General features: G+C 66.6%; 8 protein-coding genes. 7 read left to right on the forward strand and 1 reads right to left on the reverse strand.

Annotated elements, in window-relative coordinates:
- The 4 genes from cysD to VJ307_07965 all read left to right on the forward strand — a co-directional run.
- The coding region (gene cysD, locus VJ307_07950) for a sulfate adenylyltransferase subunit CysD (GenBank protein ID HJX74076.1) at window positions 1–514 on the forward strand (514 nt) is incomplete at its 5' end.
- Window positions 515–648: 134 nt separating this feature from the next.
- Complete coding sequence (locus VJ307_07955; protein ID HJX74077.1) at window positions 649–2,214, forward strand: GTP-binding protein; 1,566 nt, start codon at window positions 649–651, stop codon at window positions 2,212–2,214.
- A 192-nt stretch (window positions 2,215–2,406) separates the two neighbouring features.
- Window positions 2,407–4,140 (forward strand): nitrite/sulfite reductase, encoded by a 1,734-nt coding sequence (locus tag VJ307_07960; GenBank protein HJX74078.1) that lies wholly within the window; start codon window positions 2,407–2,409, stop codon window positions 4,138–4,140.
- A 369-nt stretch (window positions 4,141–4,509) separates the two neighbouring features.
- Window positions 4,510–4,695: a hypothetical protein gene (locus VJ307_07965; protein ID HJX74079.1), complete on the forward strand. Its 186-nt coding sequence runs from the start codon at window positions 4,510–4,512 to the stop codon at window positions 4,693–4,695.
- 11 nt (window positions 4,696–4,706) lie between these two features.
- On the opposite strand, the gene VJ307_07970 is transcribed toward VJ307_07965, so the two are convergent.
- Window positions 4,707–6,224 (reverse strand): PQQ-dependent sugar dehydrogenase, encoded by a 1,518-nt coding sequence (locus VJ307_07970; GenBank protein HJX74080.1) that lies wholly within the window; start codon window positions 6,222–6,224, stop codon window positions 4,707–4,709.
- A gap of 373 nt (window positions 6,225–6,597) precedes the next feature.
- Here VJ307_07970 and VJ307_07975 point away from each other — a divergent pair, with 373 nt between their 5' ends.
- Genes VJ307_07975 through VJ307_07985 form a run of 3 tightly spaced genes read left to right on the forward strand, consistent with a single transcriptional unit; the run spans window position 6,598 to window position 11,013 of the window.
- Window positions 6,598–7,971, forward strand: coding sequence for a sigma-54 dependent transcriptional regulator (locus VJ307_07975; protein HJX74081.1), 1,374 nt, complete (start codon window positions 6,598–6,600; stop codon window positions 7,969–7,971).
- Window positions 7,964–9,118, forward strand: a complete 1,155-nt coding sequence (locus VJ307_07980) for an ATP-binding protein (protein ID HJX74082.1) — start codon at window positions 7,964–7,966, stop codon at window positions 9,116–9,118. The genes VJ307_07975 and VJ307_07980 overlap by 8 nt, the downstream gene beginning before the upstream one ends.
- A complete protein-coding gene (locus VJ307_07985) occupies window positions 9,115–11,013 on the forward strand; it encodes an Nramp family divalent metal transporter (GenBank protein ID HJX74083.1) in 1,899 nt (632 codons plus the stop codon). The genes VJ307_07980 and VJ307_07985 overlap by 4 nt, the downstream gene beginning before the upstream one ends.
- The last annotated feature ends 28 nt before the right edge of the window (window positions 11,014–11,041 follow it).

Raw genomic sequence — 11,041 nt, forward strand, 5'->3', positions numbered from 1 at the left:
GGCGAAGGGGCGGTTTCTCTGCTGCAATTCCCTCAAGACCCAGGGGCTGCAGCAGGTCCTCGAGAAGCACGGGTTCAAGGGGGTCTTCCTCGGGATCCGCCGGGACGAGGAGGGGTCGCGGGCCAAGGAGCGGGTCTTCTCACCGCGGGACAGAAACTTCGAGTGGAAGTACAAGGACCAGCCGCCGGAGCTCTGGGACCAATTCCACACCTCCTTCGGACCGGAGACGCACGTCCGGATCCATCCGCTCCTCTCCTGGACCGAACTCGACGTCTGGGAATTCATCCGCCGCGAGAAGATCTCCATCTGCGACCTCTACTTCGCGCGGGACGGGAAGCGGTACCGGTCCCTCGGATGCGTTCCGTGCAACTTCCCGATCGCCTCCGGGGCCGCAACCGTCGACGAGATCATCGAGGAGCTGAAGGAGACGAAGACGCCGGAGAGGGCCGGGCGCGCCCAAGACCATGAGGCGGCCTACATGATGCAGAAGCTGCGGTCCCTGGGCTACATGTAACGAGCAAAGGGACGTTCTTGAACTTTTCCTTAGAGCGCCGGGATCGTAACAAACCGGGGACGGCGTTCGGTAGCGATGGTTCCTTTCCGATTCTGCAAAGGCAATAGAACGTCCCCGTGCTTTTCGAGGTGGGTGTGAACGTTGCGGATACGCTCCGGATAGTCATCGTCGGGCACGTCGACCACGGGAAATCCACCCTGATCGGTCGGCTCTTCTACGATACCGGCTCGCTTCCCGAGGAGCGGTACCGGGAGATCGAGCGCGCTTGCCGGGAGCAGGGGCGGGAGTTCGAGTTCGCCTATCTGATGGACGCACTCGAGGAGGAGCGCGAGCACAACATCACGATCGACACCGCCCAGACTTTCTTCCGCACAGTAATGCGCCCCTACATCATCATCGACGCCCCGGGGCACAAGGAGTTCCTGAAGAACATGATCACCGGCGCGGCGGCCGCCGACGCGGCGATTCTCCTGGTGGACGGCGCCGAGGGGGTTCGGGAGCAGACGAGGCGCCACGCCTACATCCTCTCCCTTCTGGGCCTGCCGCAGGTGGTGGTGGCGGTCAACAAGCTCGACCTGGTGGGGTACCGCCGGATACGGTTCCTCGAAATCGAGGAGGAGATCCGCAGGTTCCTCGGGTCCGTCGGGATCGTCCCTTCGTATGTCGTCCCCATCTCGGCCAGGGAGGGGGACAACATCGCGGCGAATTCCTCGCGCATGCCCTGGTACGGCGGCCCGACGCTTCTCGAGGCGCTCGACTCGTTTTCCCCCGCCCGGGAGGCGACCGGCCTTCCGCTGCGGTTTCCGGTCCAGGATGTCTACGTGTGGGACCGCAAGCGGATCTACGCGGGACGGGTGGAGTCCGGATCGGTGCGCCCCGGCGCCCGCGTGGCCTTTTCGCCGTCGGGGAAATCCTCCGTCGTACGAACGGTGGAGAAGTGGAACCGTCCCGACTGCCCGCAGGCCGCGGCCGGGGAGTGCGCCGGCATCACGCTCGAGGACGAGCTCTTCCTGGAACGGGGGGAAGTGATGGGAACCCGGGAAAACGTTCCGGCGTCCGCGAGTGAAGTGTCGGCGAGCCTATTCTGGCTGGGGATCGCCCCCATGCGACTGAATCAGAGATATGTCATGAAGCTCGCCACGGGCGAGGCCGAGGTGACACTCTCGACGATCACCGAGAGGATCAACTCGTCGACGCTGGAGGTCATCGAGCGGCACCCTGACCGGGTGGAGAACCTGGATGTGGCCAACGTCACCTTCACGCTCCACCGGCCTTTGGCCGCGGACACCTTCGAGGAAAACCCGAGGCTGGGCCGGTTTGTGGTCGCGGAGGACGGGTTCGTCGCGGGGGGAGGGATCGTCCGCGAGGTGCGGTCGGACCCGGTGGGGGCGCGGACGCGGGTGATCCGGCTCGACGCGCGGCTTATGACCGAGCCGGACGGCAACCTGATCGACCTGTCCCGGGAAGCGGGCCCGATCGAGTTCGATCTCTCGCCGGGATTCCTCGACCGCCTCGAGGCAGGGGAAAAGGTGGTGATCCGCCTCCGGACGGCGGACCAGTTTGAAAAACTCGCCCGGCTGGCGTTTGGGCACCACATGGGGCTCGAGTTCGGGCGCGACGGGGAAGGGGGGAAAGTTGTCCTCTGCCGGGAGCGCCCCGTGCGCCTTCTCGCCGCGGAAGAAACCGGGCCGGTGATCTAGTGCAGCGTCTCGCAAATAACCTGGCATTCGACCGCCGCTGCATCCGCTCCGGCTTCGTTGCGCTCCTTGCGGCGTACTTCGTTCCAGTACGCCTCAGTCGCGCGCCTCGCCGGCGCGGCGCATCGACGGTCTCGGTGCGTCAGCCTATTTGCGAGACGCTACACTAGGGGCATCCGGGGGGGGGAGCGGGTCATGGAAGTTCAGGCGGAAATCGAGGAGGTGGCACGGGCGATCGACGCGGTCCGGTCCGGTGCCATCTCGCCGGAGGAATTCCGCCGGGTCCGGGTCATTCAGGGGATCTATCCCATTCGTGGGGGGACGGACCGTTTCCTTCTCCGCATCCGGATCCCGCTCGGGCGCCCATCGCCTTTCCACCTGCGCGCGATCGCCGATGCGGCCGACCGGTTTGCATCGGGGCGCCCTGTCCACCTGACCACAAGGCAGGACGTGCACATCTACGACATCGGCATCCGGGACATTCCGGAGGCGATGGCGTTCCTCGCGGAAAGGGGGCTCACCACCCGCGAGGCGTGCGGTGATACTGTGCGCAACGTCGTAGTGTGCCCCTTCGCCGGGATCGCGCGGGACGAACCCTTCGACGTAGTACCGTACGCGGACGCGATCGGCAGGTACCTGCTTCGGAACCCCCTCGGGCAAGGATTGCCCAGGAAGTTCAAGATCGCCTTCGAGGGGTGCGGGAGTGGCGACCACGTGGGTCTTGCCTGCCATGACGTCGGTGTACGGGCGGTTCGCTCCGATAACGGCTGCCCGGGTTTCCGCGTGACCCTCGCGGGCGGGCTCGGCGCGCTGCCGCAGGCGGGAATCCCACTGGAACCGTTCACGCCGGCAGGCGACCTCGGGGATACGATCCTGGCCGTCTTACGCCTGTTCGACCGCCTTGGGGACAGGCAGAGAAGGGGGAGGGCCCGTCTCAAGTTCGTCGCCCTTTCGATGGGGGAAGATCCCTTCCGACAGGCGGTGGTGGACGAGCGTCGTGCATTGGAGAACGCGTCCGGGCGGAGGCTTAGACTTCCGGAGCCGGCCATCCGGCCCTCCCCGTGTTCCCACGAAGGGAAGAAGCCTCCGGGTTGGCCCGGAGCGTTCTTCCAGAGAGGGAACGGGGTCGTAGCCGTCCCCCTGCAAGTGCCTCTCGGCGATCTGGCGCCGGAGCAACTGCGCCTGCTGGCGGAGATCGCGGAACAGGCCGATGTGACCGTCAGGCTGACGCAGGCGCAGGGGATCCTGGTCTCGGACGTCCCGGAGGATCTTGCCGCTGTCCTGGCGGGGAAGTTACGGGAGGCGGGGTTTCGCCCTCCCGGGGATATAGCCCTTACCCGCTGTGCCGGGACGGAAACCTGCACGGTGGGAACGACGAGGGTACGCTCCCTTGCTGACCTGATCGAGAAGGAGGTCCTGTGCTACGGGGATACCGACGTGTCAGCGGGCCGCGGAATCAGCATGAGAATCTCCGGATGCGCCAACGGGTGCGGGCGGCACCTGCTCGCCGACATCGGCCTGCAGGGGGTGGCCCGCTCCGTCACCGGTCTGGGGGAGGGTACGGGCCGCCTGGCGTCGCACTACATGCTCTTCCTGGGGGGCGGACAGGACGAAAACGGAGGGGTCCGGTTCGGCACGAGAGTGGGCCGCATCCCCGCGCGCCGCGTTATCGAGGCGGTGAAGCACGTTCTCGCCGTCTTGCGCCATGGTGCGATTCCGGGGGAAAGAGCCGGGGAGACGATATCGCGGCTGGGAGTACCCACGTTCACCGCTGCTCTCGGGGACCTGCTGGAGCCGCCCCCGGAATCGTTTTTGGAGGAGGATTTTCTCGACCTGGGCACCTTAGGACCCGTGCGATTCCCCCACCGACCGCACGGGGCCGCAGGTTCCCTGATACGCTTTCCGGATACGATTTCCGGTGGCGCGTGACGCGCCGGAGAGATATAATGATGATGCGGATCTGGGAAATGAGCCGGCGAACCGGTCGGCTCCCATGTCCGCCGGGGACCGCAGAACCTCCCCGCAGGGCGGGGAGAGAAAAAAACGGGCTGCGAGCCGGCGGCACGCACTTCCTGCCTTGAGCCAGCGGGATACCGACCCAGGTCCGCATTTTCTTGCCCGTTTTCAAGCAACCGGGCAACGTTTCACCCGACGCGAACGGATTCCGTCAGACGGCTTTTCCCATCCGGAGATTTCCGGGATGCTCCCTCCCCGCCGAAAAGACCGTTGGGCAAGCGGCGCGGATGCCGTGTAGAATCGCCTTGCGAGATTCTCGCTGGGGGCGGTCGAGAGGAGGGGATGACCACCCTGATCGCCACCCACGAGATGGATTTCGCCCGGGAAGTGGCCGACCGGGTCGTGGTTTTCGATCACGGGGAGATCGTGGAAACCGGGCTGCCCAAGGAGATCTTCATGCGTCCGAGTACGGGGCGCGCGAGAAATTTCCTACGCCGCGTGCTCCGCAGGGACGGGCTCCTTCCGTAGCGAGAGGCTGTTCACGGGGGTCCGGTCGTAAAACTCCTCGTTGCGCTTTCCGTAGAGGCGGCACCGTCTCCCGCGGCAACTTTCCAGTAATAGACGGTACCGGGGGCAAGCTCCGACACCTCGTGCGTGACCGCACTCGTCGCGGGAACTTGCGCACCGCCTCCTCCGCCGCAGCCCGGTACGGAGGAAGCCAGGAGGCATGCCGAGAGGAAAAGGACGGCCACGGACGCCGGGATCCGTTTCCTTTTCCCGAAGATCGCCGCCAGGGCAAGTCCGGCGGCCGGGAGCGCGGCCGGAAACCCGGAACCTGCGGCTGAGGATGTCCCCCCCGTCGGCCCGGGGACCGGAACGGGGACGGTCCCCATGAAGGAGGGGTCGGTGTCCAGGAAGAAGAGGTAAGTCACGGTGTCGCCGTCCGGATCGGCGGACGTGTTCCACCGGAAGACCACCTTCGCCGTCACCCCGGTCTGCCCGTCGGCGGGGAAGGCGAGCACGGGGGCGGAGGGAGGGGTATTCTCCGCGACGATCTGGTGGACGGACCCGCCGGCGTGATCCGTCACAAAGAGGTTTCCCGCCTCGTCCTCGCCGAAAGAGGAGATCGAAAGCGGGACGGTCAGGAGCGGGGCGCTTCGCCATGCTGCTCCCTCCCTGGCCAGTCCGAAGATCCGTCCGCTGCAGAAGTCCGCGTAGAAGTAGATCCCCTCCATCCGGGGATGGGCGGCTCCCCGGTAGACCGTTCCTCCGGTGACGGAGCAGCCCAGGGAATGGTCGTATTCCGATACCGGCGGGACAAACACGGAACTGTCGCAGCCGGACCCGCCGAAACAGTGGTTCCCCTCCATGATGTTCCAGCCGTAGTTTTCGCCGCCGGGGCTCCCCGCGGGCTGGAAATCCACCTCCTCGAAAGAGCCCGCCCCGACGTCACCGATGTAGAGGTCTCCCGACAGGCGGTCGAAGGAAAATCGCCAGGGGTTGCGGAGGCCCAGGGTCCAGATCTCCCCGCGCGCTGCAGGCCTTCCCGCAAAGGGGTTTCCGGGCGGGATCGCGTATGGCTGGGAACCGGATTCCACGTCGATCCGGAGGATCTTCGCGAGTAAGGAGGAGAGGTTCTGGGCGTTGCGTAAAGGATCTCCCTCCGAACCTCCGTCTCCCGTCCCGATGTACAGGAAGCCGTCCGGGCCGAAGGCGATCTGTCCCCCGTTGTGGTTCGCGAAGGGCTGGTCGATGACGAGCAGGACCTCCTCGGAAGCCGGGTCGGCCGAGCGCGGGGTCCCCGTCGCCCGGTAGCGGGCGATGACCGTGCCCCCGTCGGGAATGCGCGTGTAGTTCACGTAGAACCGCCCGTTCGCCGCGTACCCGGGTGAAAAGGCGAGCCCCAGAAGGCCACGTTCTCCCCCCGCGAGAACGCGGTCGGCGATGTCGAGGAACGGTGCGGAGTCCGGAATCCCGTTCCGGATCGTCCGGATGCGGCCTCCCTGCTCCACCGCGTAGAGGATGCCGCTTCCGTCTCCCGCGTGCGTGACCTGCACCGGCTTGACGAAGCCGGATGCCCGCGGGACGAGGGAGATGCGGGGAAAGAGGGCCTCCGTCTGGCCGTCGGCGCGAACCGATGGGAACAGGAGAAAGAAAAGGCACGCGACCGCAACGACATACTCGGATGGCGGGAAGCGCTCCCCCCTTTCTTTCTCAGTGCGATCCGGTCGATTCCGGTCATTTCCCGGCAGGGCGTTCATATCCGGTTAGATGCGTGTCGTTCGGGATCGAATCGGAAGGACGGTCCGGCATTCGATCTTCCAAGGAGGGACCGCGCCGTGCCATGATAAAAAAAGCCGGGGGAACAGCCGCCGCATCCCTCCCGGGGATGGCGGACGAAACGGGGGGTGACCCCCAGAGGGGACCTGCGTGAAGTCGGGACGCATTCTGTTCATCGACGACGACCGGGCGGGTCGGGAAGTGGCCCTGTTCAACCTGCGGAAGGCGGGGTACAAGGTCGAGGCCGCCTCGGACGGGACCGAGGGACTGGCCTCCTTCTCCCCGGGGAAATTCGACCTCGTGATCACCGATCTCAAGATGCCGGGGATCTCGGGGATGGAGGTGCTGCGCCGGATCCGGAAAACATCCCGGGACATCCCGGTGCTCGTCATCACGGCATTCGGAAACGTCGATACGGCGGTGGAGGCGATGAAGGAGGGGGCGTACGACTTCATCGGGAAGCCGTTCCACCGAGAGCAGCTGCTCCTGGCGGTCGAAAAAGCCCTCGAGCGGCAGCGTCTCACCGCCGAGATCCGGGACCTGCGGATCCGGGCCACGGGAGTGGAGCGGGGCGTCGTGAGCGTCTCCCCCGCCATGAAGCGGGTCCTGGAGATGGGCGACCGGGTGGCCCGGACCGAAGCCACCGTCCTGATCACGGGGGAGAGCGGAACCGGCAAGGAGGCGGTCGCCCGGCGGATCCACGTGCGGTCCCCCCGGGCGGAAGAGGCCTTCGTCGCGGTCAACTGCGCGGCGATCCCCGCGGAACTTTTGGAGTCGGAGCTGTTCGGGCACGCGCGCGGGGCGTTCACCGGCGCCGTACGGGACCGCCTCGGGAAGTTCCGCCAGGCGGCCGGCGGCACCCTCTTCCTCGACGAGATCGGAGAGATGCCCCTGCCCCTCCAGGCGAAGCTGCTCCGCGTCCTCCAGGAGAAGGTGGTGGACGAGGTCGGGGGGGACAGGCCGATTCCCGTCGACGTGCGCATCCTGGTGGCGACCAACCGGGACCTTCCGGAGCGGATCCGGGAAGGGACGTTCCGGGAAGACCTGTACTACCGGCTGAATGTCGTCGAGATCCGCGTGCCCCCCTTGAGGGAGAGGCCGGAGGACATCCCCCCTCTCGTGGAGCACTTCATGAAGGAGATCAGCCCGGACCGGGAGATCTCCGTGCCGCCGGGCGTGATGGAGGCGCTGACCGCGCGTCCTTGGCCGGGGAACGTCCGGGAGCTGAAGAACGCCTGCGAGCGGATGGTGATCCTGTGCCGGGGGGAGGAGGTTTCGGTGGAGGATCTTCCGCCGGCTCCCCCAACGTCCCGGCCGGGCGAGCCGGGAGGGGAGGGATTCACGGACGACTGGCCTCCTCTTCCCGCCGGTGGACTCTCCCTCGTCGATCTCGAAAAGAAAGTGATCGAGCGTGCCCTGCGCCTGAAAGGGGGGAACATCACCCAGGCTGCGGCCTATCTCAACGTTCCCCGGCACATCCTCGTCTACCGCATCGAGAAGTACGGGATCCGCCGCGATGGGTGAAAAACGCCTGCTGAACGGATGGGCGGACGAACTGCGGCCGGTGTTCTCGACGAGGATGGTCCTCGTCGCGTGGATCCCCTGCCTTCTCATCACGATCCTGCATTACCGGACCCTGGTCGAGTACGCGTGGGCCCACGATGTCCTCCGGCGCCTGTACTACCTTCCGATCCTGTTCGCCGCTTTCTCGGGAGGGGTGCGCGGCGGGATCTCGGTGTCCGCCTTCGCCTCCCTCATCTATTTCCCCCACGCGTTCCTCTCCCTCGTGGCGCGCGACCCCGGGGACGCCCTGGAAAAGGGGCTGGAGATCCTCCTGTACAACATCGTGGCCGTGGTGGCGGGACTCCTCGTCGACCGGGAGCGCCGGGAGCGGGAGAAGCAGGAGCGTCTTGCCAACAAACTCTCCGAGGCGCTGGAGGAACAGCGCCGGATCGAGTCGCAGCTCATCCGGGCGGGCAGGCTCGGGGCGCTCGGCGAGCTGACGGCGGGGATCGCCCACGAGATCAAGAACCCGCTCCACGCGATGAAGGGGACGGCGGAGATCCTGCGGGACGCCGTTCCGCCCGAGGCCCCCGAGCGCCGGATGCTGGACCTCCACATGGAGGAGATCGACCGGCTGGCGCAGACCGCCGAGAGATTCCTCACGTTCGCCCGCCCGGCCCCCTCCGACCGGCGCCCGCTCGACCTGCGGGAGGTGGTGAATCGCGTCGCGTCGCTGGTGGAGACCCAGGCCCGCCGGGAGGGGGTGACGACGGTGATCGACCGGTACGACGGGGCGGAGCCCCCCACGGTGATGGGGGACGCCGACCAGCTGACCCAGCTGCTGCTCAACATCGCCCTCAACGGGGTGCAGGCGATGGCCGGCCGGGGGAGCGGGACCCTCTCCTTCTTCGCATTCCCCGAGCGGCAGGGCGGGAAGGGGTACTCCTGCGTCGCTCTCCGCAACGACGGGCCGGCGATCCCCGAAGACCGGCTGGAAAGGATCTTCGATCCCTTCTACACTACGAAGGACGGTGGGACGGGCCTGGGGCTTTCCATCTGCTCCCGGATCGCCGACCAGCACGACGGGCTTCTGTCCGTCCGAAATCTTCCGGAGGGAAGGGGAGTCGAATTCACCCTGTCCCTTCCGGCAAAAGGGGATGACGGGTGAACGAGGAGAGGTCCCTCTCGGAAGTCCACTCCTCGGTGACGATCCCTGAGCAACGGGGGTTCCTGAGGCGGCTGTTTGCCTTCGCCGGGCCCGCCTACCTCGTGGCGGTCGGCTACATGGACCCGGGGAACTGGGCGACCGACATCGCCGCCGGTTCCCGGTACGGGTACGCCCTCGTCTGGGTCCTGGTGATGTCCAACGCCATGGCGATTCTCCTCCAGAGCCTCTCCGCGCGGCTTGGGCTTGTTTCCGGGCGGGACCTGGCCCAGGCGTGCCGGGACCGGTACCCGGCTTCCGTCAACGTCGCGTTGTGGATCCTTTGCGAGGTGGCCATCGCCGCCTGCGACCTGGCCGAGGTGATCGGATCGGCCATCGGGCTCCAGCTCCTGTTCGGAATCCCCCTGATCTACGGGGTCCTGATCACCGCTTTGGACACGTTCCTGATCCTCTTTCTCCACCAGGCCGGGATCCGGAAGATGGAGGCCTTCATCCTGGTCCTGGTGGCGACGATCGCGGGCTGCTTCCTGTTCGAGATCCTCGTCTCGCGCCCGGACCTGCCCGGGATCGCACGCGGGGTCCTCCCCTCGCTTCCCGATTCCGATGCCCTCTACTTCGCCATCGGAATCCTGGGGGCCACGGTCATGCCGCACAACCTCTACCTCCACTCTTCGCTGGTGCAGTCCCGCCGCGTCGAAAAGACCGCGCGGGGAATCCATCAGTCGCTGAAATTCAACCTGATCGATTCCGTGGTCGCCCTCAACCTGGCCCTCTTCATCAACGCGGCGATCCTGATCATGGCCGCCGCCGTCTTCCACCGGGCGGGCCTCTTCGACGTAGCCGCGATCCAGGACGCCCATCAGCTGCTGGCCCCCATCGTAGGGAGCGCACTTGCTCCGATCCTCTTTGCGGTCGCCCTGATCAGCGCGGGACAAAGCTCCACGATCACGGGGACCCTGGCCGGCCAGATCGTGATGGAGGGATACGTCAATATCCGCCTGAGGCCTTGGCTTCGGCGCATCGTCACCCGTGCCGTGGCGATCGTCCCCGCCGTCCTGACGATCGTCCTGTTCGGGGATCGGGCGACAGGGGAACTGCTGGTCTTGAGCCAGGTCGTGCTGAGCCTGCAACTCTCCTTCGCCGTCATCCCTCTCATTCACATGGTGAGCGACAGGAAGCTGATGGGAGCCTTCGCGATCCGGCCATGGGTGCAGCTGCTTGCCTGGACGACCGCGGGGATCATCGTCGTCCTCAACGCCAAGCTGGTGATCGACGAGGTGGGCGTCTGGATGGGCAAGGAGGGGACGTCGGGAATGCTGGCGCGGTATCTCGCCATCCCGGTCATCGCGGCGGTGGGGTTTCTGCTCCTCTTCGTGCTCCTCGATCCGTTCTTCCTCGGGAGAAGAAAACGGCGGGAACCCGCGGATGTGCACAAGGGTCCCGAGCTGGAGGGCGTGGAGCCTGCCCGGCCGTTCGGCAAAGTCGCCGCCGCCCTCGATTTCGGGGATACCGACGCCGAGGTCCTCTCCCGCGCAGCGGCGCTGGCAGCCTCGGCGAAATGCCCGCTTCTCCTCATCCACGTGGTGGAGAGCGCCGGCGCACTGGCGCTCGGACGGGACATCGGGGATACGGAGAGCCGCGCCGACCTGGAGCGCCTGAAGCGCTATGCCATCGATCTGGGGAAGTACGACGTGAACGTGGAGGTCGAGCTGGGGTTCGGAAGCCCGGTCCGGGTCCTTCCGGAGATGGTGGAAAGGCACCGCGTGGAGCTGCTCGTCGTCGGGGCCCACGGCCACCGCGGAGTCACCGACTGGCTGTACGGTTCGACGATCGACGAGTTGCGCCACCGGCTGAACATCTCCGTCCTGGTGGTGGGCCGGCCGGGGCCGGAACCGTGAGGTCCGGCGGATGTTCGCCCGGCGGCCG

It is taken from the genome of Candidatus Deferrimicrobiaceae bacterium (genome assembly GCA_035256765.1).
Classification (GTDB): domain Bacteria; phylum Desulfobacterota; class Deferrimicrobia; order Deferrimicrobiales; family Deferrimicrobiaceae; genus CSP1-8.